The following is a 25,099-nucleotide window of genomic DNA, read 5'->3' as shown; positions in this document are numbered from 1 at the left end:
TGTGCAACTAACTCCGATTCCCCCATCGAATAAACTCAGCATTTTCATTGGCGCTCTGCCACTACTCTAACCCTACCGTCAAAGTAAAGACGAAGCCCCTATCGGACCCCAGTGCTCTTATTTATAACAATGCTGCTTAATTCGGCTGTTTTCGGACCCCAGTGTCACTATTTGATCAAAAACACCTGATATCGAGCCTGTTTACATCGAATAAGAGCTCTCCAGTCCGAAACTCCTCCTAAAAGGCAAAAAATACACAAATAGTTGCATCTCGGTCCTTAACTCATCAGCCGTAACCCGTAACCCGTAACCCGTAACCCGTAACCCGTAACCCGTAACCCGTAACCCGTAACCCGTAACCCGTAACCCGTAACCCGTAACCCGTAACCCGTAACCCGTAACCCGTAACCCGTAACCCGTAACCCGTAACCCGTAACCCGTAACCCGTAACCCGTAACCCGTAACCCGTAACCCATTAGTTCATCATCAGCCATGCGTGCCGGGGATTTCATTTCCGCTCTTCACCCATTAACTATGCCCAGCATAAGATGCTTTATAGTCGATAGTGTATGTTGAAAGGAGCGTCATCCCTATGCTTACTGGCGTCAGGATCGTGTTCCTGGGCGGGGACGCGAGACAGCTTGAAGTGATTCGGAAATGTGTGGAATTGGATGCGACGGTAAGCGCTGCCGGGTTCGATAAGTGGGAGACCCCTAGCCCAGGGGTGAGCCTGGAACAATTGACGGTAGAGCTGCTGAGTAATGCAGATGTATTAGTGTTGCCTACGGTAGGCTGTGATGATGAAGGAAATATTAGTGCTCTATTTTCTTCTGAGCGTTTAACGATTCTGGAGGAGCATTTCACTGCGCTGCCATCCGATTGTTTAGTGTATACCGGTATGGCTAAAAGTTACTTGCGCGGGATGTGTACCAAGCACTCACTGAAGTTAATCGAACTGCTTAATCGTGATGATGTGGCTATTTACAACTCTATCCCGACAGCGGAGGGAGCGCTGGTAATGGCCATTCAGAACACGGATTTTACAATTCACAGCTCGAAGTCAATGGTGCTGGGTTTAGGTAGAACTGGATTTACAATGGCTCGAAGTCTACAGGGACTGGGGGCCAGTGTAAAGGTTGGTGTCAGAAAACAAGAACATTATGCACGTGCTGAGGAAATGGGCTGGAAGCCTTTTATGACCAATGAGCTGCTGCTTCACGTACCGGATGTGGATCTTATATTTAACACGATACCAAGTATGATCATCACCGCGCAGGTGCTCTCGCGGCTTGCGCCGCATTGCGTAATTATTGATCTGGCATCTGCACCAGGCGGCTGTGACTTTCGTTATGCTGAGAAACGTGGGATTAAGGCGATGCTGGCTCCAGGACTCCCTGGCATTGTAGCTCCAAAAAGCGCTGGGATTATTATGGCAAATGCGCTGGTACAGTCGATTTCGGACGAGGCTTTAATCAAGGGGGACGAATAAAATGGATTGGCACGGAAAAACAGTAGGGTATGCGATCACTGGATCTCATTGCACTTTTGCTGAGGTAATGCCACAAATTCAGCGCTTCGTAGACGGGGGAGCAAACGTAGTACCTATAGTTTCTGCCTCTGTACTAGGAACAGACACCCGCTTTGGGACATCGCAAAATTGGTTAAAACAGTTGAAAGATATAACAGGGAATGATATCATTTCTACAATTGTTGAAGCGGAGCCGCTGGGTCCTTCCAAGCTGCTGGATGTGCTGACAATAGCACCTTGCACAGGAAATACAACGAGTAAACTGGCTAATGCCATGACGGATAGTCCCGTGCTAATGGCAGCTAAATCACAGATGCGCAACGGACGTCCACTAGTTCTAGCGATATCTACAAATGATGGATTGGGCCTAAATGCCGCAAATATTGCTAAGCTTCTGGTGGCTAAACATATTTATTTTGTACCATTCGGTCAAGATAACCCTGAGGGTAAACCTAACTCGCTCGTGGCACGCATGGATCTTATCCCGGAAGCTTGCTATGCCGCTTTGCAAGGTAAACAACTACAGCCGATGATCATCGAACGGTTTCATTCAGCATAGAAAATTGACAGAGCTCGGCTGATTTTGTTGTGGACAATAAAAGGGGAGATGCACCAAATGAGCAATGAGAAGTGCCAAGATAACGTAGTGGAACCAGCTAAGTTCATTGCTATCAAAAAAATATAAGCAGTATTGCTACCGTCCTCAGGTTCGAGGGCGGTACAGCCATTTAACAACTTACTTAACGAATAAGCTCACGTACCGTAATCTTTTCACGAATGATTAGTGTGTTTGCTTTGATAATAATGGGGGAATTATACATGGGTATTCTGGTACAAAAATTCGGAGGAACATCGCTATCCACACCGCAAGCTAGAGAACACGTAATCCGCAATGTCAAAAGGGAGCTGGCAAGTGGCTATAGTCTTGTAATTGTTGTATCGGCTATGGGCCGTCGCGGAGAACCTTACGCAACTGACACTTTGCTGGATTGGGCCGTGCAGAACGGAGATGCACTTCCAGACCGGGAAAAAGATCTCTTGATGTGCTGTGGCGAAATTATTTCAGCTACTACTCTATGTGGGCTGCTGGAGAATGAAGGCATCGCTTCTACAGTATTAACGGGAGCTCAGGCAGGATTTCTGACAGACAGCAACTACGGTAATGCCAGAATTCTGGATGTACGTCCGGAACGCATTCTCCGTGAGCTGCGTGAGGATAAGGTAGTTATTGTTACCGGGTTCCAGGGCCAGACTGAAGCGGGTGATTTGACAACTTTAGGCCGTGGCGGCAGTGATACCTCTGCTACAGCACTGGGTGCTGCTCTTCATGCTGATATGGTGGATATTTATACGGATGTGAACGGAATTCTTACAGCAGATCCACGGATCGTTGAAGATGCTAAGCCATTAACTTACGTTAGTTATACTGAAATTTGCAATATGGCTCATCAGGGAGCAAAAGTCATTCATCCACGTGCGGTTGAGATTGCTATGCAGGCACAGATCCCAGTTCGTGTTCGTTCAACCTTTTCAGAAGCTGAAGGTACGTTGGTTACGAATCCAGAAGGATTTAACGATATCCAAGCAGGGGGAATTGTGGATCGATTCGTTACAGGGATTGCTTATGTCAGCAATGTTACACAGATTTCTGTGGAATGCCCGGACGGTAACGGAACCGGAGTGCAGCTGCAAATCTTTAAGAGTATGGCAGATAACGGGATAAGCGTTGATTTTATTAATGTAACACCTACGGAAGCTCTTTATACGGTTTTTGATGACAAATCAGAGAAGGCTATTTCTGCTCTACAGCAGCTGGGTTTGCGACCTAAGAGTTTGTCGGGTTGTGCCAAAGTTTCTGTTATCGGGGGCGGAATTAATGGTGTGCCTGGTATTATGGCGCGCATTGTTGAGGCGCTTAGCTCGCAAAACATTCAAATACTACAATCCGCGGATTCGAATACAACGATATGGGTGCTTGTGAAAAAAGAAGATATGGTGCAGTCCCTGCGTTCGCTGCATGCTATGTTTGAATTGCACCGCTGACAAGGAGGAATTCAAAGTGGATTTCGGAAGATTAATAACAGCCATGGTAACCCCTTTTGATGGGGATGGAGAAATCAACTGGGATGTAACTTCACAGCTTGTCGATTATTTAATTGAGGTACAGAAATCAGAGGCTTTGGTTGTCTGCGGAACGACAGGGGAATCGCCTACGTTAAGCGATGAGGAAAAGCTGCAGCTGTTTTCTTTTGTGCTGGAAAAGGCGAATGGACGTTGTAAAGTTATTGCTGGAACTGGCAGCAATAACACGAAACATTCCATTCAGCTGACGAAGGAAGCGGAGAAAATAGGCGTAGATGGAGTGCTTTTGGTCGTTCCTTATTATAATAAACCGAATCAAGAAGGTCTGTATCAGCATTTTTCCACGATTGCTTCAGAGACTTCATTACCAGTGATTTTATATAATGTTCCAGGTCGAACAGGTGTAAGTATGAGCGTGGCCACTACCCTGCGGCTTGCTGAGATTCCGAACATCGTTGCTACGAAAGAATGCGCGTCTGTAAATCAGGTAACACTTATTGCCTCTGATTGTTCAGATGATTTCCGTGTATATACGGGTGATGATGCCTCAGGTCTTGCCAGTCTGGCTGTCGGTGGATACGGAATTATAAGTGTATCTAGCCATGTGGTTGGTGCGCAGATGTCAGAAATGATTTACGCTTATACCTCCGGCAATGTTCAGCTTGCTGGAGAGATTCATCGCCAGCTGTTCCCGATTTTTAAAGGAATGTTTGAATGCCCACAACCGCTGCCCAATCCTTCAGCTGTAAAATATGCTTTAGGACTCAAGGGGATCCCTGTGGGCGGAGTCAGATTGCCGCTTATTTCGCCAACGGAAGCGGAAGCGGCTTTTATTGAAGCACTTTTTCACTAAGAATTAATCATTGCTGATGTACGTTCTAAACCGGCTACTCTATTGAGGGAGCCGGTTTTTGCATTTATATTTTTTTTCTGAAATATTGAGGCGAATTTAAGGAAAGAATTTGGATACGAGGCGGATGACTTGTCTTTTGCCAAAAAAATCATGTATAATGATCTTAAGTGACTGGGTGCGGTTAAAATTAAATATGCGGTAATCTTCCGTCAATGTAATACATTGTGAGACAGGATAGGTCCCAAGATGAGTCTGTTTAAATAAATGACATGTCTTCGCGCGAGGGGCGCGACGGTGAATTTTGACGGCGTTTGTCCGCTTCAATATGAACTTTACTGCCCGGAATCGGGAGCTTTCGCATTGCGCATTTTACAGATTTCAGGAATTTCCTCGTCGATTGGAAGTTATTGGCTGTTTGAAAGAAATGTGTTCAGCGCCGCTGAAATAATCGAAGTTCGATATTTACCAATAAAAGTATGACGTCCAACATCATAGGAGGGTTAGATTCATTTGTCCAAAAAAAACAACAACGATAAATTGACGATTTTCGCATTGGGCGGAGTCGGAGAAATCGGGAAAAACATGTATGTTATTCAATACGGAGCTGACATTGTAGTCGTGGATTCGGGACTCAAGTTTCCGGAAGAGGATATGCTCGGTATTGACATCGTAATTCCTGATATCTCGTATTTGACAGAGAACCGTGACAAGGTAAGAGGTATTGTGCTTACTCACGGACACGAGGATCACATCGGTGGTCTGCCTTATGTCCTGAAGAATTTGAATGTTCCAGTCTATGGAACAAGATTGACTTTAGGTCTTGTAGAGAACAAATTGAAGGAAGCGAACCTGCTGGGTGACACCAAACGGATTCTGATCAACGAAGATTCAGAAATTCAATTGGGGAACTCACTTAAGGTAACTTTCTTTAGAACCAACCACAGTATTCCTGATTCCGTGGGTGTATGCATTGAGACTCCGGAAGGAAATGTTGTTCATACGGGCGATTTCAAATTTGACCACACCCCAGTCAACGGTCAATTTGCAAATCTGCATCGGATGGCAGAGATTGGCCAAAAGGGCGTACTTGCTCTTTTGTCGGATAGTACGAATGCTGAGAAACCAGGCTTTACCCCATCTGAGAAGAATGTCGGTATTGTGCTGGAAGATATTTTCCGCAAGGCTGAGCAACGTGTCGTTGTAGCAACTTTTGCTTCCAATGTGCACCGTATTCAACAAGTGGTTAATGCAGCAGAATCTACGGGTCGTAAGATTACGGTAATTGGCCGCAGTATGGTCAACGTTGTATCCATCGCTTCAGAGCTTGGATATTTGAACGTACCTGACGGAATGCTGATCGAACCGGAAGAAATGAATAGAATGGCAGCAAATCGTGTAGTTGTTCTTTGCACAGGCAGCCAAGGCGAGCCAATGTCTGCATTGACACGTATGGCACGTTCTAGTCATCGTAAAGTAGATATCCTGCCAGGCGATACCGTTATTATTGCGGCAACACCTGTGCCAGGTAATGAGAAGTATGTAGGCCGTACTATCGATGAATTGTTCCGTCTTGGTGCTAATGTGATTTACAGCGGTTCCAACTCCGGCGTTCACGTATCCGGTCACGGTAGTCAAGAAGAACTTAAGCTTATGCTTAACCTGATGAAACCGAAATTCTTCATTCCGATCCACGGTGAATACCGCATGCAGCGCAAACATGCTTTACTGGCAGAATCGGTTGGCGTAGAGCCACAGAACATTTTCATCACTGAAATCGGTGAAATTGTTGAAATCCAGGGCGGTGCCGCTCGTAAGGCTGGTAAAGTAACAGCTGGTAACGTATTGATTGACGGACTAGGTGTAGGCGATGTTGGTAACATTGTATTGCGTGACCGTAAGTTGCTGTCTCAAGATGGTATCTTGGTTGTCGTGGTTACACTTAGCAAGCAGAATGGTGCAATTGTTTCTGGACCTGACATCATTTCACGTGGTTTTGTTTATGTTCGGGAGTCCGAAGGGCTGCTCGACGAAGCTAACCGAATTGTATCCAGTACATTGCAACGCCTGATGAGTGAAAAAGTAAATGAGTGGGCTTCCCTTAAAACAAGCGTAAAAGATTCGCTGGGCCGTTTCTTATATGAACAAACGCGCCGCAGACCGATGATTTTGCCAATTATCATGGAAGTGTAAGGAGAGTTTCTCCTTCAATGAATATATAGCTAGGGCTGAGCCCCTTTTCCCCGGAAATATTGGACGGTTTCCACGGGAGAAGGGGTTTTTGTATGTTCATAAGCTGAAAATTGCATAATGCAGCACCCTGAAACGTCATACTAAGGATTGTTAGTAAGGCAACAGCAGACTAGAGCTGCATATAACAAGGGAGAGCTGCGAAGATGAACTACATCGAAGGATCAAATGGAGCAAAAAATGAGGAAGTTGTCCCAGGAGAAACTAATCCGAATCCTAATGAAAATATGCCGCCCACTACAATGGGAGCGATTAAGGAGCTTGGACAAACAGTAGTCCCAAGTGGAGAGCCTGATATTTTTTGCTTAACGATTATTGGTCAGATTGAAGGACATATTGTTATGCCTCCACAGAACAAAACAACAAAGTATGAGCATATCATTCCGCAGCTGGTGGCAGCTGAGCAGAATAAAAACATCAAAGGCCTGCTTATCATTTTAAACACGGTAGGTGGAGATGTAGAAGCGGGATTAGCAATTGCGGAAATGATTGCATCCCTCTCCAAGCCAACGGTAACCGTAGTCATTGGAGGCGGGCACAGCATCGGGGTGCCGATTGCAGTTTCCTCCACTTATTCGATTATTGCTGAAAGTGCAACGATGACGATTCATCCGATTCGAATGAATGGTTTAGTGATCGGAGTGCCGCAAACTTTCGAGTATATGGAGAAAATGCAGGAACGTGTCGTTAAATTTGTGACTTCCCATTCGCGCATTTCTGAAGAACAGTTCCGTGATCTCATGTTTAAGACAGGTGAGCTCAATCGTGATATCGGGACGGCTGTGGGGGGCTTGGATGCCGTTAAATATGGTCTGATGGATGAGGTCGGCGGGATCGGAGCGGCACTTGCGCATCTTAACCGAATGATCGGCGGGGATTTCTCAGCATCGACTCCAGGAGGGATTACGCAATGACACTGTACACAGTAGTTGCAATGGAACAGGTGTGGGAGGGGGCATTTAACAATTATGCCGCAACCCGAGAAGTTAGTGTGCAGGGCATGCTGATGCAGGTTGAACCGATGGAGGAAGGACGTGCGCGGATTGTGAGATTATTGGATTGTCCGCTGAACCGTTATCTAGATCCGGCGTTCTCTCCAGGTTCGATAATTACATTAACATAAAGATTCATTTTCTGACAAAAGAGAACATAGGTACGCCACGCCATTATATGGTATAATGTTGTTCCGGGGGTGGCTGGCGTGGCTAAACGAAAAAAGAAGAAGAAAAAAGCGCTGCTCGGCAGCGTTTTAAAATATGAAATATATGGAATTTTATTAATAACTATTTCCGTCATTGCACTGTCTGGTGAAGCAGCCGTAGGGCGCTCACTTTCAAGTATGGCGGGTTACTTATTAGGGAGATTTTATTTTGTGTTGCCGCTTATCGGCATTTTTTATGGACTTATGGTGATGATCCATCGAAGATGGCCTTCCTCGTGGAACAGCAGGCATACTGGCGTGCTTCTGCTTCTATTGTCTATGTGCCTTATGAGCACAATATCTGCAATGGAGCAGAAGCTTGGCCCGTTGTCTTTGTTACATCCTGGCAATGTAATGACACAAATACATAATGATCTTTCGGGATCACTTTCACCTGGCTCGAACGAAAGCAATGTCTATATGCTGGGTAAGGATATAAGCGGAGGGTACATTGGCGGGTTGGAGTATGCAGCGCTGTTATGGCTTTTTGGTAGTCTGGGCGCTAAGCTGCTTATGATCGTCATGCTGGCGATCAGCTTTATGCTAATTACCAACTTGTCCTATGTGGAGATTTTTACGCTTTTGCGAGTGCGCTTGGTTAAGTTTGTGGAGGGGATTCGTCTCCATGCTGCAAACCGTCCGAAGGCGGTTCCCGTAGCGGCCAGACCTTCTAGAGCCGCTGCTCCAGCTAAAGCTCGGCAGGTGAAGCAGCCTGTCTATGATGACGAGGAGGAAGAAGACGAAGACGATCGGTATTTGCCTAATCGCAAACAACCTGTCCTTTTGAAAAAAATATCTGGCTGGTTCTCAGGCTCCACGCGTTCACAGGTGGAAGCAGATTCTGAGGATGACGATCAGGGTCCAATTGTGACAAGTGCTTCAACCGGTCCGATTATTTCGGGATTAACTCCAGATAGTCATGTAATTCCATTAGACGATATCGATCATGATTTTGATGATGCGGATCTGGATATTGAACCTGTGACGCCTATTATTCGTGACTTCTTTGAACATATCCGTTCAGAAGGGTTAAACGAAGAAGACCGGGAAGAGTGGAGTGAATTCTCACCCGCAGCTCGTGGTGAAGCAGCTAAACCTGCTGTAGCCGGACCTAATGCCGTTAAGCAGCAGCCTACGGATGAGTCTGAGGAGAATGTAAGCATAGACTTGGAAGGCCTGCTAGGTGCTTCTCCAGATGGAGAGATTATTCCTGCTCCTCCAGCACCACCGCCACCGAAGCCATATAAGCTGCCATCGTTCCGTCTTCTAGCCAAACCTAACAATGGTGGCAAAGCTGGAGATCAGAATGATTATATGCAGACTGCCCGTAAGTTAGAAGCAACACTTGAAAGCTTTGGGGTACGGGCTAAGGTGCTGGAGGTAGTAAGAGGCCCAGCGGTTACGAGGTATGAGATACAACCGGATATTGGGGTTAAGGTTAGCCGTATTGTAAATCTGACGGATGACATTGCCCTTGCACTTGCGGCCAAAGACATTCGGATGGAAGCGCCGATTCCGGGTAAATCTGCAATAGGAATAGAAGTTCCGAACTCTGAGGTGTCTATTGTTACCATGCGCGAAGTTATGGAAACACAGATTTTTCAGGAGGCTGAATCCAGATTATCGATTGCTTTTGGCCGTGATATTTCCGGCCAGACCATTATTGGAAATCTGGCTAAGATGCCCCATTTATTGGTGGCCGGTGCAACTGGCTCCGGTAAATCTGTCTGCATCAACGGGATTATAACAAGCATCTTATACAAAGCTAAACCTGATGAAGTTAAATTCCTCATGGTCGATCCTAAGATGGTAGAGCTGAATGTGTACAATGGAATTCCCCATCTTTTGGCTCCGGTTGTCACAGATCCAAAGCGGGCTAGCCTAGCTTTGAAGAAGATTGTTGTGGAAATGGAGAAGCGTTATGAGCTATTCTCCAAATCGGGAACACGGAATATGGAAGGTTATAATAAGCTAATGGCTGAGAATCCAGCGGCAATTCTCCCGTATATCGTTGTTATTGTGGACGAGCTTGCGGATTTGATGATGGTTGCAGCCAATGATGTCGAGGATGCAATTTGCCGACTTGCACAAATGGCGCGGGCGGCTGGAATTCATTTAATTATCGCTACACAACGTCCTTCAGTAGATGTCATCACAGGTTTAATTAAAGCTAATATTCCATCCCGGATCGCTTTTGGCGTATCGTCCAATGTGGATTCACGTACCATTTTGGATATGCCCGGTGCAGAGAAGCTGTTAGGCCGAGGTGATATGTTGTTCTTGCCAATGGGCGCATCTAAACCTATTCGTGTACAGGGAGCTTTTATGAGCGACCAAGAAGTAGAGACTATTGTTCAATATGTCAGCAGTCAAGGTGAAGCCGAATACGATGAGTCCATCGTTCCTGAAGTGGATGATACAATCACAGAGGATCAGGAGCCGCAGGATGAATTATACGAGCAGGCCGTACAAATTGTGCTGGAGGCTAAACAGGCTTCAGTGTCGCTGCTACAGCGTCGTATGCGTGTCGGATATACCCGTGCAGCCCGGTTGATTGACTCTATGGAGGCTCGTGGAGTCATCGGTCCTTACGAGGGCAGCAAGCCGCGTGAGGTGCTGGTGTCACTTGAGCAATATCAGCATAACAAGATCAGCTCCTAAGCTGGACAAGCCCGTCGAAACCTTCAGTAGACAGTAAAAGAGATGGCCACTTTATGAAGTGGACCATCTCTTTTTTGTATCCTGAGTACTTATTTGACTCTTGGTGCAGCAAGCAAAGCTTCAACAATATAATCCAGTTGCACATTTAGAGAATAGATATCACTGTAATAACCTAATCCAAAATCAATTTCCATCAAACGGCCTTCTTTCACGGCAGGGATATTGTTCCAAATTGGGTTTTGGGTCAGATCAGCCATACCATCATAAGAGGAGCGGAAGATATAATCACCGCTGTATTTGCCAAGGACTTCAAAGGATACGGATTCGCCATCCGCACCAGTCGCCGTATCTATTTTCTGTTGAATGATTTCCGGCGCCTTCATGCCTAAATATTCATAAATGATTTGCGAACCACGTCCGAATTGTTTGCTTGCCACAACAGCCATACTGTTGTCTTTTCCACCTTCCATGATGGATATTGTGTGATCCAGAATACCAGCTTCTTGCAGCTTTTGTTTGCTGTCTTCAACTTTTTTATGGAAATCAGTAAATAATTCTTTTGCTTGATCTTCTTTGCCTACGACTTGTCCAATAAAGAACACCCGTTCTTCTGTTGACATTTTTTCATACGGAACTAACACTGTTGGTGCAATTTGGTGGAGGGCTTCATAAGTTTCCTCTGACGGCACGATGATAAGATCAGGATTTAGAGCAAGGATTGCTTCAGGGCTAGCCTCAAACCAGGTGCCAAGCTTTTGCACATCTTTTAGCTCATCTTCAAATGCAGCACCCTCGGACACATCGGATACACCTATAGGTTTAATGCCTAGAGCCAGTACATCACCGAGCAAATAAAGAACTACGACTCTTTGTGGACTAGTGGGAACGGCAATGTCTCCTTTAACTGTGGAAATTATCCGGGTTTGTTGTTCGACAGCAGCTTTGTCTGTATTTGCTCCTGTACTTGTTTCTGCTGAGGGGGTTGGTGTCCCATTGCTTGACGCATTTGAATTTGTGGTTCCCGTGGAACAAGCGCTTAACACTATGGTAAAGCATAATAACAGGGTGAGCAGTAATGATGGTTTGGCATTTCTAAACATTGGTAATTCCCCTTCTCCGTTATAATGATAATGATTATCATAATCAATATAACGGAGAGGTTGTGTTCGGGCAATGTCAGTTTGCGCACCTTGGGATGGCATATCACGCCAACTGGGTTGGGTGATCAATTTATTTTTGTATCGGACAGGGGAGGTTCCGTAATATTTTTTGAACATTTTTCCTAGATAATAGCCATCAGGATAACCTACTGCAATTGCGATGTCATGCAAGCTCGCCTCAGTGTTCAGGAGCAGTATTTTCGATTTTTCCATGCGGATGCTGATTAAGTACTGAGCAGGGCTAGTCTGCAGTCGTGTTCTGAATAATCTGGATAATGTTCTAGGGCTGCTGTTTACCGCTTTAGCTAATTTTTCAAGAGAGAAGGTTTCCTTATAATAAGTCTGCATATAGCGAATTGCTTGATTTAGCGGATCAGGTTGGATTAACTGTGTTTCCAGCGTATGCAGCTGCCTAAGCAGCTCATAAATCCATTGATAAAACAGTGTTTTAACATGCAGCCGATCCAAAAGACCTGTTTTGCCCCAATCAGTAAACATGTTCTCCATCTTATCAAATAAGGGCAGTGGACTAGTAGGCGTAAATCCATATTGGAGATTGAAGGGATTATTGTGTTCCATAATTGCTTTTAGATTGTTGCGTGAGGCGAGTGAAAGGTTTGCTTTATATAAAATTAAGTAATACTCCAGTAGTTCCTCCGTGCGTAAAAATTGAATGTTCATTCCTTTTCCACCATGAAGGATATGAAAGTTGCCGATCTCATGCGGGATCTCGTCAATCAGTATTTCGGCTTTGCCGTTTATGATCAACAAGAATGCGCTTGAGGGCAGCTGATAATGTGAATTCAGATCACTAGATCGTTGAAAAGTATGGCGTATATCAATAATTTCTATTAATGCGTGGTTCCACAATAAAATGTGGTCCTTTAAATTCATGATTAATATCAACTCCAACGTTTTCTTATTTCGATTATAGTTGATAATTATTCTCAATTACAATGAAATGCTATTACTTCTTTTTTAGTAATGCATAGGATGTCCTGACAGTCGTCATAATAACTTTAGCCATCCATGCAGAACTCACAAAAGAAAGGTAGAGCGAACCCCTATGAAGAAACATAAGTTGTGGATCTTTGCTTCTTTAACCCTTGCACTTGCTGCCGCGCCGTTTGCAGGAATGCTGCTCCAGGGTAATGGCATAGTACAGACCAAGCAAAGTGCTGCTGCGTCATTTGTCCATGAACTAAATCATCCTGAAGAAGAGGCCTTGCCTGCCTTCAGCACGACTCCGATTAAACTCGGTTCTTCTGGTCAGGATGTTTATGAGTTGCAAGGACGTTTAAAACATCTGGGCTTTTATGAAGGGAAAATAGACAGTCAGTTTGGTCCGAAAACGAAAAATTCAGTAACGTGGTTTCAATGGAAGTTTGGAATGAAGTCTGACGGCATCGTAGGCGCTAAGACTAAGCTGAAATTGTATAACGCAACTAAGAACTGGAAGCCAACAGAGTCGGCTTCAGCAACCGGAAATAATACAGCAAACAACAACACCGGTAACAAAACAAATACAACCAATAATTCGGATTCAGCGTCTCTGTCTTCAGGGAATACGATGGGATTATCAGAAAATGATCTCAAAATTATGGCTAATGCCGTCTATGGTGAGTCAAGAGGTGAACCTTTCGAAGGACAAGTTGCTGTTGCTGCAGTAATCTTGAACCGGGTAAAATCCCCGAGCTTTCCAAATACGCCGTCTGGCGTTATTTTTCAGCCGGGAGCTTTTACAGCTGTAGCTGACGGGCAGATTTATTTGGAGCCAAATGAGCAGGCACGAAAAGCAGTGCAGCAAGCGCTGAATGGCTGGGATCCTTCGGGTGGATGTTTGTATTATTTCAACCCTAAAACGGCGACCTCCAAATGGATTTGGACTCGTCCACAGGTCAAGACTATAGGCCAGCATATTTTCTGTATGTAGATAAGTAAAGAAGTAAATCCAGAGAGCAACCGGGAAGAGGCATCCGGTTGCTTCCTTACTTTGGAATGGTTTAGAATGGTTATTAATTCATAAACATGTTAATGAGCAACTATCCACGCGGTAAAGGAGTTTTGGACTTGACTAATAATGTATTTCAGCATGGCAACGTTGCAGGTATGCGTATTCACGTGATGCCTACCAAGGCGTTCAAGACCTACGCCATCTCACTTTATGCCGGCGTCCCACTTAATGAGGATACGGTCACCCCTACAGCACTTGCTCCATTTGTGCTCCGCAGAGGTACCGCTTCTTATCCAGAGACTACTCAATTCCGTGAGCGTTTGGAGGAGCTGTATGGCGCTGGATTTGGTTTTGATATTTATAAAAGAGGCGATTATCAGATTGTTCAGTTTCGCATGGACACCATTAATGACTCCTTCGTGCAGAGTCAGGAGAGCTTACTTGAACAATCCTTTGCTTTCCTAGGAGAAGTCCTGACCCGTCCGTTGGTGGAGGAGGGAAGCTTCCGTCCTTCCTATGTTGCAACAGAGCGTGAAACAGTGCGCAAGAAGCTGGAATCTATCGTAAATGATAAGATTCGTTATGCTGCGGAACGCTGTATCGAAGAAATGTGCCGTAACGAGCCCTATCGTCTTCATCCACTGGGTCAAAGAGCAGATTTGGATCGGATTACCCCAAAAAGTTTGTACGAATCTTATAACTCATGGCTGGATGGAGCCATTTTGGATCTCTATGTTGTGGGAGATACGACTACTGAGGAAGTTGAAAAGCTTGTGCAGCAGCACTTCGGACGCATTCAGTCGGAGGTGGGCTTATATAGCTCCAAGTTTGTCCCAGTATCCGTCAGCGAGGTGCGGACGGTAGAGGAGAAGCTGGATGTCAGTCAGGGCAAGTTGAACATGGGTCTGCGCACATCGATTACGTATAAGGACGATACATATGCGTCCGCACTTATGTACAACGGAATATTAGGAGGGTATCCACACTCCAAACTCTTCGTCAATGTACGGGAGAAAGCCAGTCTTGCATACTATGCTTCTTCACGCTATGACGGTCACAAGGGGATTGGAACGATACAATCAGGCATCGAAACGCAAAATTACAACAAAGCTGTTGAAATTATAGAGAAACAACTGGAAGAGATGAAAGCTGGCAATATCAGTGATCTGGAGTTAAGCCAGACCAAAGCCATGATCCGCAATCAGCTTTCCGAGATTCCGGATTCTGCTTTTGAGATGATCTCTTACGACTTCAACCGCCAGTTGTCAGGAAAAGAACGGACAGCGGATCAGCTGCTAGAAGAGGTGGAACAAATCGGTGCAGGGGAAGTAAAAGCTGCAGCGGAGACCTTTCAGCTGGATACGATTTATTTCTTGACAGGGAAGGAGGAATAGAGATGGAACAGATTCAATACGACAGACTTCAAGAGACCCTTTATCATGAGGTGATGGAGAATGGGCTTCAGGTTTATGTATTGCCAAAACCAACATTCAAAAAAACTTACGCCACATTTGCAACTAAATATGGTTCTGTAGATAACCATTTTCATGTCGCAGGTGGAGAAGAGACCACTGTTCCTGATGGTATAGCTCACTTTTTGGAGCACAAAATGTTTGAAGAGCCAGAAGGCGATATTTTTGCCACTTTTGCTTCAAATGGAGCTTCAGCTAACGCTTTTACAAGTTTTGATCAGACGGTTTATCTTTTCTCGGCAACAGAGAACATAGAGACCAACCTTAGTACACTCGTTGATTTTGTACAACGACCTTATTTTACGGATGAGAATGTAGAAAAGGAAAAAGGGATCATTGGTCAAGAAATCAATATGTATGCAGATAATCCAGACTGGCGCGTGTACTTTGGCCTTATTGAGGCGATGTATTCGAAACATCCGGTTCGGATTGATATTGCCGGAACTATAGAGTCGATTAGTACGATTACGAAAGAAACACTGTACACTTGTTACAACTCTTTTTATCATCCCAGCAATATGCTGTTGTTCGTAGTGGGTGGTGTGGATCCGGAGAAGGTATTCTCCTTGATTCGCAGCAATCAGCAGGGGAAATCTTATGGTAAACAAGGTGAGATTAAGCGTATTTTTGAAGAGGAGCCGGAACAAGTCGCTACGAAGCGCTTAGAAAGCAAACTCGCTGTTTCGATGCCTAAGATTATGTTTGGATTTAAGGAAAAAGTTGATGGTCTTACAGGTGAAGCTGCGCTTAAGCGTGATCTCGCCACAAAGCTTATGCTTGATTTGCTGGTTGGCAGTAGCACAGCGTTGTACCAAAAACTCTATGATGAAGAACTGATCTCAGACAGCTTTGGCCATGAATTTAATAGTTCAGAACAATATGCTTTTTCAGCTATGGGTGGAGATACCAAAGACCCGGATTTGCTGCTAAAACGAATTAAAGAAGAAGTGGATCAGATCTTAAAGTCTGGCTTTGCTGAGAAGGATTTCGAGCGGGCACGGAAAAAGAAAATAGGCGGATATTTGCGCATGCTGAACTCCCCTGAAAGTATCGCACATGAATTTACACGTTACCAATTCCGCGGTGGTGACCTGTTTGAAGTTCTGCCTATTTACGAATCGATTACTTTAGCTGAAGTGAATGAGCGTTTACATGCCCATGTAAATTGGGAGCAGCTCGCTGTTTCACTAGTGGTGAGTCCTTAAATGGCGCTTTTGGGAGAGAGCAACAAACCATTAGGAGAAATGACAGTTCTGGTGACAGGGGGCAGCGGGGGAATCGGTGGCGCCATTGCAGAACGGTTTGCCTCTGTAGGCATGAATATTGTTATTCACTACAAGCACTCACATGAAGCTGCTAATGATGTCGCTCGGCGTTGTATGGCTCTTGGAGCAAAGGTAATGACTGTAAATGCGGATATGAAGGATCGCAGTCAGATTGTACGAATGGCGGAGAAGCTTGAAAGTAATGGAATGCAGCCGGATATTCTTGTCAACAATGCCGGTAAATCTCATTATGGGATGCTGGCTGATGTGAGTGAAGAGGAATGGGATGATATTATGGCCATTAACTTGAAAGGTACCTTTATGTGCAGCCAGATTTTTATGCCGTACATGGTATCCCAGCGTTATGGTCGAATCATCAACGTTTCTTCCGTGTGGGGAATATCGGGAGCCTCTTGCGAGGTCGCTTATTCAGCCAGTAAAGGCGGAGTAAATGCGTTTACTAAGGCGTTAGCCAAGGAACTAGCACCTTCTGGCGTAACTGTGAACGCGGTAGCTCCAGGAGCGGTTAATACGAATATGTTGTCTAACCTACAGGAGGATGAGGTCCGGATGCTGGAGGATGAGATTCCGGCGGGACGTTTGGCTACACCGAACGAGATCTCCTCACTGATTTACTTTTTAGCATTGCCTGAATCCGGGTATATTACTGGGCAGATCATTAGCCCTAACGGTGGCTGGATTACTTAATGCTTAACTTGGAGAAAAGCTCCAGCATAAGAATCTATCGTCTGAGACATATTATAAGTGTTGTTTTTTAATCTCTCGTAAGGCGGCTTACAGCCTGTATGCAGGTGTTTGACCGTAAACATGAAGGAGGATTTAAGATGACACAAGACGATAGCGTAATCAAAAATTTTGACACCTGGAAGAAATTCCTAGGTAAACGGGTTGTACAGGCGGAGAAACTTGGGATGAGTCAAGATACAATCTCAAAGCTGGCTTTTGAAATCGGGGAATTCCTTGATGAAAAAGTGGATCCAGCAAACACTCAAAACCGTGCGATCAAAGAGCTATGGGATGTCGGCAACGATGAAGAAAAGCAAACGATTGCTAAACTCATGGTCAAGTTGGCGAAAGACAACGCCTAAGCTTGCGGAAAAGCTCCCCCTGTGGGAGCTTTTCTGCAATTATTACAGGACTGACCTTGCCTTTCATTTTTATTTTATATATCATTAACATGACCCGTGTAAAAGACCGCTTTGCCGGGGCAGCTTTTTTTGCTGTATTGGCAAAGGGTAGGGAAAAGGAATCTATGAGGTGTACAAGTGGAATATAAACAGTGGTATATGGAATACAAGATTCACAAGAACAGACCCGGTCTGCTTGGTGATATCGCTTCAATGTTAGGGATGCTGGAAGTTAACATTCTGACGATTAATGGAGTTGAAGGAAAAACTCGCGGAATGTTGCTGGAGACCAATGATGATGAGAAAATTATGCTGATGGGCGAAATGCTCAAAAAAGTTGATAATATTACAGTTTCAGCTCTGCGGTCTCCAAGGCTCGTGGACAAGCTGGCTGTGCGCCATGGGCGATATATTGAACGGGATTCAGATGATCGGAAGACGTTTCGTTTCACCCGCGATGAGCTAGGTCTATTGGTTGATTTTCTCGGTGAGCTGTTTAAAAAAGATGGGAATCAGGTTATAGGACTTCGTGGTATGCCCCGTGTAGGAAAGACGGAATCCATTATAGCTGGCAGTGTCTGTGCTATGAAACGCTGGACATTTGTCTCCTCCACATTATTGCGGCAGACGGTGCGCAGTCAATTGGCTGAAGATGAGATGAACCCACATAATGTATTTATAATTGATGGTATAGTTAGTACGATCCGCTCTAATGAGAAACATTATAATTTATTGCAAAATGTTATGAGCATGCCAAGCACAAAGGTTATTGAGCATCCAGATATTTTCGTACGCGAATCTGAGTATAGTTATGATGACTTTGATATTATTATTGAGCTGCGGAATAATCCAACGGAAGAAATCTTGTACGAGTCATTTACGACGAGCTACAGTGATGATTTATAGAACACAAACGATGAAGAATACACTTCCGAGCATGTTTTTTTATAAAGCTGGTTAAGGAAGTTTACATTCATAGAACTTACAGGAGGTGATGGTATGTCGGAACTGGGCCGGCAATTGAAAGAGGCACGTCTGCAAAAAGGGATGAGTCTTGACGATGTCCAGGAAGTAACAAAAATTCGCAAAAAGTATTTGGAGGCCATCGAGTCTGGAGACTACAAGGTGCTTCCAGGAAGTTTTTATGTGAGGGCGTTTATCAAAACGTATGCAGAAGCAGTAGGCATGAGTCCTGACGAACTGCTCGAGGAGCATGGGAACGTACCTGCACCACCCGCAGACACGACCATGGAGACGGTGATTCAAAAGCGCAGCCGTAGACCCGAAACCGAACGGAATGCAAAATGGCTGCCAACGGTGCTGATGTGGACATTCCCTATATTGATTATTGTGGTGATTTACATTTATGCTTCTAGTTTAAACAAAGCAGACCCTGATCAAGTTGATCAAACAAATATCACCAATAATGTGCAGGATCCTAATACAGCACAAACATCTCCACCCGCATCAGGAGGCGGTGTAGTAGCGCCTACTTCCTCGGCAGGTGCAGAAGCAACTACTGAGCCAACTACGGAGCCTACGCCAACACCGACACCAACGCCGTCTCCTCAATCGATCACAGTTACACCAGATGGGAAGTCAGGCAAAACAACGAAATTTAAGGTTACAGCTCCTGCCGGAAGCGAAGTTAAGGTTGAGATTGTTGCATCCGGAGTAAGCTGGCTTGAAGTTTACAAAGGCGAAAACTCTAAAGGTGAAAAACTCTCCTTCGGAAATACTGCAGCAGGAGAAACTATGAGCTTCGTTCTTGGTAGTGAGGGCATGTATATTAAGTCTGGGTATTCCCCAGCAACTGAAATTACCGTAAATGGTCAAGTAATCACGGATGAGAAGACGTCCTCACGTCTCCTGCTTAATCTTGACGACGGTTCTGGAAGTGAAGGTACCCAAAGTGACGGGACAGGCGAATAACAAATAGGATGTATAGACTTTGGCTTTAGGGAGAACATAAGACTGTTTTCAGTTTTAGCCAAAGTGAGGTGTACATCTTATGACAGTTAGCTGGATTGTAGCTGGCCTTGGGGTTGTTGTCAGTCTCATCGGATACTATTTGACACCAGGTGCTTGGGGATACGGAATTCTCGGATTCGGTATTGCACATATTGTGCTAGGAATTCTGGATATGTTTCGTAATCCGGTCCGAAGCAGATAGAAGCTGTAGAAATGAACGTCTCCAACGGCGTACTTCCGGTGGAGACGTGTTTCTACCCTTTGAACCAAACTCACTCGAAGGAAAAGCTCCACTTAGTGGGGCTGTTTTCTATGTCGGGTGAGCTACATAATGATTTATCCAAAATTAGACTTAATAGTACCATTCTCTTATAATAGTAGCAGACTAATTGTATAAAGGACGTGGAGTTTAATGAGTTCAGAATGTTCATTTGATATTGTATCCAAAATGGATATGCAGGAGTTAACGAATGCTATTCACCAAACAGAGAAAGAGATCGACAACCGCTTTGATTTTAAGAACAGCAAAAGCAGTCTGAAGCTGGAGAAAGACGCACTTATAATCGCCTCTGAAGACGAATATAAGCTCAACGCTGTTATTGATATTTTACAATCAAAGATGGTGAAAAGAGGCATTACCCTAAAAAATCTGGATTTCGGTAAAGTAGAACCGGCTTCCCTGGGATCTGTACGTCAACGTTTAGGGCTTAAGCAAGGCATTGATCAGGAGAATGCGAAAAAAATTAATATTCTGATCCGTGATTCAAAATTAAAGGTGAAGAGCCAAATCCAAGGGGATCAAATTCGTGTAACCGGTAAGAGCCGCGACGATTTGCAGCAGATTATTCAGATCTTGCGTAAAGCTGATTTGCCGCTGGATCTACAATTCATGAACATGAAATAGAATTTTGTGCCCCGCAGTGCTTATTAGCACTAACAACGCGGGGTGCTTTCTGTTTTTTTGACACCTATTTATTGCTATAATATACTTGCTTAAGTAGAAATGGATTAGCCTGATTTAGGCAATTTGTATGAACGATTTAGGGGAGGAAAACTTCAGTGAATTTGCCCAACCGCATCACGCTAGCTCGTATTTGCCTGATCCCGATTATGATGTTTTTTTTACTGGTGGATTTCAGTTTTTATCCAGAACCGATACATTGGGGCTCGTTTCAGCTATCTGTTAATCATTTGGTAGCAGCTGTAATCTTTTTGCTTGCGGCCAGCACGGATGGAATAGACGGCTACATTGCTAGGAAATATAATATGGTCACCAATCTCGGTAAACTCCTTGATCCACTTGCGGACAAACTGCTGGTATCTGCAGTTCTGATTTCACTTGTGGAGCTGGGCAGATGCGATTCATGGATTGCTATTGTAATCATCAGTCGTGAGTTTGCAGTCACCGGACTTCGCCAGATTGCATTGCTAGAGGGAAAAGTGGTTGCCGCCAGCAAATGGGGCAAGATAAAGACGGTTGTACAAATTGTTGCGATCTCACTGCTGTTGTTGAATAATTTCCCATTTCAATTTGTCAGTATTCCTGTAGACGATATTGCTATTTGGGCCGCAGCGCTGATCACTATTTATTCTGGAATTGATTATTTTGTGAAGAATAAGGATCTGCTACAGCTGCATAATGCGTAAGCATGTAAGCTGGATATACAAGGAAAGGTAATAGGTGAAGCACCTATTACCTTTTTTGAAATCCAAAAGCAGTGTACCTACATTATAACGAGGAGGCGAAAGCCAGGTATGAAAGCGGAGATTATTGCAGTAGGGACAGAGCTTTTGCTCGGTCAAATCGTGAATAGTAATGCCCAGTTTTTGTCTATCGAGCTAGCTGCCATCGGGATCGATGTATACTTTCAAACCGTTGTCGGTGATAACAGCAGCCGCCTACAGCAAGCCATCGAGATCGCTCAGAGTCGGGCTGACGTTATTATCTTTACGGGCGGAATTGGCCCCACTGAGGATGATCTGACTAAAGACGCACTGGCTGCATCGCTAGGTAGAACGCTCCATATTGATCGTTTGGCGATGGATCATGTACAACGTTTCTTTGATGATCGTAAGATCGTTATGACCGAAAATAACCGCAAACAGGCACTTATAATTGAAGGAACTACACCGTTGCCGAATGAAATCGGTCTTGCGGTTGGGATTGCTTTTGAGCATGAGAAGAAATATTATATTGTGCTTCCAGGTCCACCTCGTGAGATGAAACCGATGTTCGTAGATAAAGCAGTACCGTGGCTACAGCAGCACGCCTTGACGAACGAAACACCGCTTTATTCAAAAATGCTCAAATTTGCCGGCATCGGAGAATCACTGCTGGAGGACAAGCTCATCGAACTGATTCGCAGTCAGACTGATCCAACGATTGCTCCGTATGCCAAAGAGGGAGAGGTAACTGTTCGTATTTCGACAAAGGCCCCTTCTGAGCATGAAGCTACAAAAAAGCTGGAGATACTGGAACAACAAATCAAGGAGATTTTGCCGGAACATTTGTATGCGAACATTGATGTGCCGCTGGAGCAATTGATTGTGGATTGGATGGCGGATGCCGGCCTGACCTTAAGTGCGGCAGAGAGCTGCACCGGAGGTTTGCTGATGGAGAGCATAACAAATATTCCAGGCAGTGCTTCGATGTTTGCCGGCGGAATCGTCTGCTATTCGAATGACTTAAAGAAAAAGTTACTGAATGTGCCAAGTGCTTATTTGGAGGGACCCAATGCTCCTGGAGCCGTAAGTCGAGAAGTTGCCGAGGTGTTGGCTGACCAAGTGAGAATGATTGCTGACAGCGATTTCGGCTTATCTGTTACGGGTGTGGCTGGACCGGGTTATTCTGAGCGCAAGCCTGTTGGACTTGTATTTATCGGCTTGGCTGAACGGGGACGTAAGACAGAGGTCTATGAGCTTAATCTTAAAGGTACACGGGAAAATATCCGGTTGCGTACTGTAAAGGCTCTGCTGTATCGTCTGTGGCGGAGACTTGAGGAACGCAAGGTGGAGACACCTCTTGAGGGTTCAGACTTGTAATGGGAGATTAGCCCAGTTATAATAAACACATACGGAAGAACCGTGGCACTGAGATTTCTTTGCTGCGGTTTTTTGTATATTTGCAGAGATTTTGATCACGATGACTACTCATGATCATAAGTCGTTGATGTCCGGTGAAGTGGGGAATTTAATTAACTTCTATCTCCGGAGGGAGGCTTACAATAAAAGGGATAAATAACGCCCAAGACAAAAAAAAACGAATGTATGTTCGAAAAAAAGCTTGGCAAGACCTTAAAAACACGTTATTATATTACTATAAACAGTGAAGGAAGTGGTCTGATTGTCAGATCGTCGTGCAGCGCTTGATATGGCGCTTCGTCAAATAGAAAAACAATTTGGTAAAGGTTCGGTAATGAAACTGGGAGAATCCACGCATATGCAAGTGGAAGTTGTACCTAGCGGATCTTTGGCACTTGATATTGCGTTAGGTATAGGCGGACTTCCAAAGGGACGTATTATTGAAGTATATGGACCGGAATCTTCAGGTAAAACAACAGTTGCTCTTCATGCTATTGCAGAAGTGCAAAGACAAGGCGGACAAGCTGCATTTATCGATGCCGAGCATGCGCTTGATCCGAAATATGCACGTAACTTGGGCGTAAATATCGATGAGTTGCTGCTTTCTCAGCCAGACACGGGTGAACAAGCGCTGGAAATCGCCGAAGCACTCGTTCGTAGTGGAGCCGTTGATATTATTGTCGTTGACTCCGTTGCTGCTTTGGTACCTAAGGCTGAAATTGAAGGCGATATGGGTGATTCCCACGTCGGATTGCAGGCTCGCTTGATGTCTCAAGCACTTCGTAAGCTTTCTGGTGCCATTAGCAAATCCAATACGATCGCTATCTTTATCAACCAGCTTCGTGAGAAGATCGGTGTTATGTTCGGTAACCCTGAGACAACTCCGGGTGGTCGTGCATTGAAATTCTACTCTTCTGTACGTTTAGATGTACGTCGCGTAGAGAGCATCAAGATGGGGAACGATGTGGTTGGTAACCGTACTAAGATCAAGATTGTGAAGAATAAAGTAGCCCCTCCTTTTAAACAGGCTGATGTTGATATTATGTACGGTGAAGGGATTTCCAAAGAGGGAAGTCTTGTAGATATCGGTACTGAAATGGATATCGTGAATAAGAGTGGTGCATGGTATTCCTACGAAGGCGAGCGTCTCGGTCAAGGCCGTGAGAATGCTAAACAGTTTTTGAAGGAACATCAGGATATTGCCCTTATTATTGAGAATAAGATCCGTGAAGCAAGTAATTTATCCACTATTGTTGCTGCGCCGAAGAATGAAGATATTATTGCAGAGCAAGAAGAAGAAGAGAAATTGCTTCTCGAAATCGAATAGTATATTAAGCAATAGGACGCCCTGTGATTGATTGTTGCAGGGTGTCTTTTCTTAACAAGTAATGAAAGTAAGACGATAACCGATCTATTGCTACGAGGTGACAAACAACTATGGTAATACAACTGGATTTTGAAGCAGAAGAACAAGATGAGCAGGTGTTATCTGATTTTCCTGAAGGAGAACTCTTAGAGATCACTAAAGTAGAACGTCAAAAGAAATCTGATCACCGTTATATCATACATTTCGGAGCATATAACATGACTGTGCACGAGGACGTCATGATTAAATATCGAATGATTACTGGTAATTCTTTTATGAAGGCTGATTTGGTTGAAATTGTTGTAGCTGATGAGCGTCAACGAGCTTATGTAGAAGGCCTCCGTTATCTAGAACGTAAACCACGCACCGCTATGGAAATGACTCGCCGTTTACGCCAGAAGGAAATAGGAGAGACTATTATTGCGGAAGTGGTGCAGCGGCTGCAGGAGGAAAGACTTCTTGATGACCCTTTATATGCTAAGCAATGGGCAGAGCAACGAATAGCGAACCAGCGGAAAGGGAAGATGTGGATTCGACAAGAGCTACGTGAGAAAGGGATAGACAAAACCCTTATATCGGAAGCTTTGGAGAATATTACTCCTGAACAAGAGCTGGAGAGCGCACTCGAAACTGGGCGCAAGAAATGGAATCTCATCCGTGGAGAAGCTTCAGATAAGCGAAGAAAGACTGGAGCCTTCCTTATGCGCCGTGGATTTTCGGGCGATATGGTTCGCCAAGTGATCAATACTTTACTTGCGGAAGACAATTATGAAGGTGAAGATGAGGAGTTTTACTAGAATCACTGATTCTCTTGACATTAATGCGTATATCGACTCTCTTGACAATGTCTTTTTATAAATAATAAAATATAACATGAATCGGCATAAAATTAGAATCCTTTTTCCTTCCCAAAAAGGAGACTGTTTTAAACGGTTCACGTACAACTCATATGAAATGTAATCGCCGGATAAGGCGGGCAGTGTGCATGTGCAGCATGTGCAGTATGGCAATCGGTTGTTTACCGGTTTTTTGTATGGTGATGAACGGATAGTTAAACAACTGCACAATTCCCAGGGATATACCTTGGAGAGGAACCAACGAGGAGGTGAA

At 44.6% G+C, this 25,099-nt stretch carries 23 protein-coding genes; 21 read left to right on the top strand and 2 right to left on the bottom strand.

From position 1 onward, the window contains the following. Window positions 1–278 precede the first annotated feature (278 nt). Complete coding sequence (locus NST94_RS17895) at window positions 279–512, bottom strand: hypothetical protein (protein WP_339281132.1); 234 nt, start codon at window positions 510–512, stop codon at window positions 279–281. Window positions 513–592: 80 nt separating this feature from the next. On the opposite strand from NST94_RS17895, the gene dpsA reads away from it, so the two are divergent. The 8 genes from dpsA to NST94_RS17855 all read left to right on the top strand — a co-directional run bounded on the left by dpsA (window position 593) and on the right by NST94_RS17855 (window position 10,572). Continuing rightward, window positions 593–1,489: a dipicolinate synthase subunit DpsA gene (gene dpsA / locus NST94_RS17890; RefSeq protein ID WP_076127855.1), complete on the top strand. Its 897-nt coding sequence runs from the start codon at window positions 593–595 to the stop codon at window positions 1,487–1,489. A gap of 1 nt (window position 1,490) precedes the next feature. Next, window positions 1,491–2,087, top strand: a complete 597-nt coding sequence (locus tag NST94_RS17885) for a dipicolinate synthase subunit B (RefSeq protein ID WP_036688443.1) — start codon at window positions 1,491–1,493, stop codon at window positions 2,085–2,087. A gap of 260 nt (window positions 2,088–2,347) precedes the next feature. Then, complete coding sequence (gene dapG, locus NST94_RS17880; protein WP_036688442.1) at window positions 2,348–3,571, top strand: aspartate kinase; 1,224 nt, start codon at window positions 2,348–2,350, stop codon at window positions 3,569–3,571. Between the two features lie 16 nt (window positions 3,572–3,587). After that, on the top strand, window positions 3,588–4,463 hold the full coding sequence (gene dapA / locus NST94_RS17875; protein ID WP_280753078.1) for a 4-hydroxy-tetrahydrodipicolinate synthase: 876 nt from the start codon (window positions 3,588–3,590) through the stop codon (window positions 4,461–4,463). A gap of 510 nt (window positions 4,464–4,973) precedes the next feature. Continuing rightward, window positions 4,974–6,653, top strand: a complete 1,680-nt coding sequence (locus tag NST94_RS17870; protein ID WP_076127859.1) for a ribonuclease J — start codon at window positions 4,974–4,976, stop codon at window positions 6,651–6,653. Between the two features lie 203 nt (window positions 6,654–6,856). Further along, on the top strand, window positions 6,857–7,624 hold the full coding sequence (locus NST94_RS17865; RefSeq protein WP_076136428.1) for an ATP-dependent Clp protease proteolytic subunit: 768 nt from the start codon (window positions 6,857–6,859) through the stop codon (window positions 7,622–7,624). Beyond that, complete coding sequence (locus NST94_RS17860; protein ID WP_076127863.1) at window positions 7,621–7,833, top strand: YlzJ-like family protein; 213 nt, start codon at window positions 7,621–7,623, stop codon at window positions 7,831–7,833. The genes NST94_RS17865 and NST94_RS17860 overlap by 4 nt, the downstream gene beginning before the upstream one ends. Before the next feature lie 78 nt (window positions 7,834–7,911). Continuing rightward, window positions 7,912–10,572 (top strand): DNA translocase FtsK, encoded by a 2,661-nt coding sequence (locus NST94_RS17855; protein WP_076301620.1) that lies wholly within the window; start codon window positions 7,912–7,914, stop codon window positions 10,570–10,572. An 89-nt stretch (window positions 10,573–10,661) separates the two neighbouring features. Here the strand turns inward: NST94_RS17855 and NST94_RS17850 are convergent, their stop codons facing one another. Further along, window positions 10,662–12,626 carry an AraC family transcriptional regulator gene (locus NST94_RS17850; protein WP_339281131.1) on the bottom strand — a complete coding sequence of 655 codons (1,965 nt, stop codon included), beginning with the start codon at window positions 12,624–12,626 and terminating at the stop codon, window positions 10,662–10,664. A 172-nt stretch (window positions 12,627–12,798) separates the two neighbouring features. On the opposite strand from NST94_RS17850, the gene sleB reads away from it, so the two are divergent. The 13 genes from sleB to NST94_RS17785 all read left to right on the top strand — a co-directional run bounded on the left by sleB (window position 12,799) and on the right by NST94_RS17785 (window position 24,786). Beyond that, window positions 12,799–13,665 (top strand): spore cortex-lytic enzyme, encoded by an 867-nt coding sequence (sleB, locus tag NST94_RS17845; protein ID WP_036688421.1) that lies wholly within the window; start codon window positions 12,799–12,801, stop codon window positions 13,663–13,665. Window positions 13,666–13,841: 176 nt separating this feature from the next. Continuing rightward, on the top strand, window positions 13,842–15,080 hold the full coding sequence (locus tag NST94_RS17840; RefSeq protein WP_256720979.1) for a pitrilysin family protein: 1,239 nt from the start codon (window positions 13,842–13,844) through the stop codon (window positions 15,078–15,080). 2 nt (window positions 15,081–15,082) lie between these two features. Then, complete coding sequence (locus NST94_RS17835) at window positions 15,083–16,363, top strand: pitrilysin family protein (RefSeq protein WP_076179904.1); 1,281 nt, start codon at window positions 15,083–15,085, stop codon at window positions 16,361–16,363. Continuing rightward, window positions 16,364–17,131, top strand: a complete 768-nt coding sequence (gene fabG, locus NST94_RS17830) for a 3-oxoacyl-ACP reductase FabG (protein WP_036688412.1) — start codon at window positions 16,364–16,366, stop codon at window positions 17,129–17,131. Between the two features lie 137 nt (window positions 17,132–17,268). Further along, window positions 17,269–17,532, top strand: coding sequence for a DUF3243 domain-containing protein (locus NST94_RS17825; protein WP_036688409.1), 264 nt, complete (start codon window positions 17,269–17,271; stop codon window positions 17,530–17,532). A 177-nt stretch (window positions 17,533–17,709) separates the two neighbouring features. Beyond that, window positions 17,710–18,477, top strand: a complete 768-nt coding sequence (locus tag NST94_RS17820; protein WP_036688406.1) for a DUF3388 domain-containing protein — start codon at window positions 17,710–17,712, stop codon at window positions 18,475–18,477. Window positions 18,478–18,570: 93 nt separating this feature from the next. Next, window positions 18,571–19,503, top strand: a complete 933-nt coding sequence (locus tag NST94_RS17815) for a RodZ domain-containing protein (RefSeq protein WP_076179903.1) — start codon at window positions 18,571–18,573, stop codon at window positions 19,501–19,503. A 79-nt stretch (window positions 19,504–19,582) separates the two neighbouring features. Further along, entirely contained in the window at window positions 19,583–19,744 is a 162-nt protein-coding gene (locus NST94_RS17810; RefSeq protein WP_169744781.1) for a hypothetical protein, read from the top strand. A gap of 210 nt (window positions 19,745–19,954) precedes the next feature. Next, the gene (locus NST94_RS17805) at window positions 19,955–20,446 is read left to right on the top strand and encodes a YajQ family cyclic di-GMP-binding protein (protein WP_076127877.1); all 492 of its coding nucleotides are present in this window, start codon (window positions 19,955–19,957) and stop codon (window positions 20,444–20,446) included. 155 nt (window positions 20,447–20,601) lie between these two features. Next, window positions 20,602–21,189, top strand: a complete 588-nt coding sequence (gene pgsA / locus NST94_RS17800; RefSeq protein ID WP_036688397.1) for a CDP-diacylglycerol--glycerol-3-phosphate 3-phosphatidyltransferase — start codon at window positions 20,602–20,604, stop codon at window positions 21,187–21,189. 108 nt (window positions 21,190–21,297) lie between these two features. Beyond that, entirely contained in the window at window positions 21,298–22,584 is a 1,287-nt protein-coding gene (locus NST94_RS17795; protein WP_036688393.1) for a competence/damage-inducible protein A, read from the top strand. Between the two features lie 301 nt (window positions 22,585–22,885). After that, complete coding sequence (gene recA / locus NST94_RS17790) at window positions 22,886–23,950, top strand: recombinase RecA (RefSeq protein WP_076127879.1); 1,065 nt, start codon at window positions 22,886–22,888, stop codon at window positions 23,948–23,950. A 110-nt stretch (window positions 23,951–24,060) separates the two neighbouring features. Then, the gene (locus NST94_RS17785; RefSeq protein ID WP_076127881.1) at window positions 24,061–24,786 is read left to right on the top strand and encodes a RecX family transcriptional regulator; all 726 of its coding nucleotides are present in this window, start codon (window positions 24,061–24,063) and stop codon (window positions 24,784–24,786) included. The last annotated feature ends 313 nt before the right edge of the window (window positions 24,787–25,099 follow it).

The organism is Paenibacillus sp. FSL H8-0282 (assembly GCF_037963825.1).
GTDB classification, from domain to species: Bacteria; Bacillota; Bacilli; order Paenibacillales; family Paenibacillaceae; genus Paenibacillus_AQ; species Paenibacillus_AQ odorifer.
The sequence above is the reverse complement of the archived record's forward strand: the minus strand, read 5'-3'. Positions and strand labels throughout refer to the sequence as shown.

What these genes read in the sequence shown, in the direction of transcription:
- NST94_RS17825 (WP_036688409.1), top strand. Translation starts at nt 17,269, where the DNA reads ATGACACAAGACGATAGCGTAATCAAAAATTTTGACACCTGGAAGAAA.
- NST94_RS17840 (WP_256720979.1), top strand. Translation starts at nt 13,842, where the DNA reads ATGCGTATTCACGTGATGCCTACCAAGGCGTTCAAGACCTACGCCATC.
- NST94_RS17865 (WP_076136428.1), top strand. Translation starts at nt 6,857, where the DNA reads ATGAACTACATCGAAGGATCAAATGGAGCAAAAAATGAGGAAGTTGTC.
- NST94_RS17895 (WP_339281132.1), bottom strand. Translation starts at nt 512, where the DNA reads ATGAAATCCCCGGCACGCATGGCTGATGATGAACTAATGGGTTACGGG.
- NST94_RS17860 (WP_076127863.1), top strand. Translation starts at nt 7,621, where the DNA reads ATGACACTGTACACAGTAGTTGCAATGGAACAGGTGTGGGAGGGGGCA.
- NST94_RS17815 (WP_076179903.1), top strand. Translation starts at nt 18,571, where the DNA reads ATGTCGGAACTGGGCCGGCAATTGAAAGAGGCACGTCTGCAAAAAGGG.
- sleB (WP_036688421.1), top strand. Translation starts at nt 12,799, where the DNA reads ATGAAGAAACATAAGTTGTGGATCTTTGCTTCTTTAACCCTTGCACTT.
- NST94_RS17795 (WP_036688393.1), top strand. Translation starts at nt 21,298, where the DNA reads ATGAAAGCGGAGATTATTGCAGTAGGGACAGAGCTTTTGCTCGGTCAA.
- NST94_RS17835 (WP_076179904.1), top strand. Translation starts at nt 15,083, where the DNA reads ATGGAACAGATTCAATACGACAGACTTCAAGAGACCCTTTATCATGAG.
- NST94_RS17885 (WP_036688443.1), top strand. Translation starts at nt 1,491, where the DNA reads ATGGATTGGCACGGAAAAACAGTAGGGTATGCGATCACTGGATCTCAT.
- NST94_RS17850 (WP_339281131.1), bottom strand. Translation starts at nt 12,626, where the DNA reads ATGAATTTAAAGGACCACATTTTATTGTGGAACCACGCATTAATAGAA.
- NST94_RS17805 (WP_076127877.1), top strand. Translation starts at nt 19,955, where the DNA reads ATGAGTTCAGAATGTTCATTTGATATTGTATCCAAAATGGATATGCAG.
- NST94_RS17810 (WP_169744781.1), top strand. Translation starts at nt 19,583, where the DNA reads ATGACAGTTAGCTGGATTGTAGCTGGCCTTGGGGTTGTTGTCAGTCTC.
- dpsA (WP_076127855.1), top strand. Translation starts at nt 593, where the DNA reads ATGCTTACTGGCGTCAGGATCGTGTTCCTGGGCGGGGACGCGAGACAG.
- dapG (WP_036688442.1), top strand. Translation starts at nt 2,348, where the DNA reads ATGGGTATTCTGGTACAAAAATTCGGAGGAACATCGCTATCCACACCG.
- NST94_RS17785 (WP_076127881.1), top strand. Translation starts at nt 24,061, where the DNA reads ATGGTAATACAACTGGATTTTGAAGCAGAAGAACAAGATGAGCAGGTG.
- fabG (WP_036688412.1), top strand. Translation starts at nt 16,364, where the DNA reads ATGGCGCTTTTGGGAGAGAGCAACAAACCATTAGGAGAAATGACAGTT.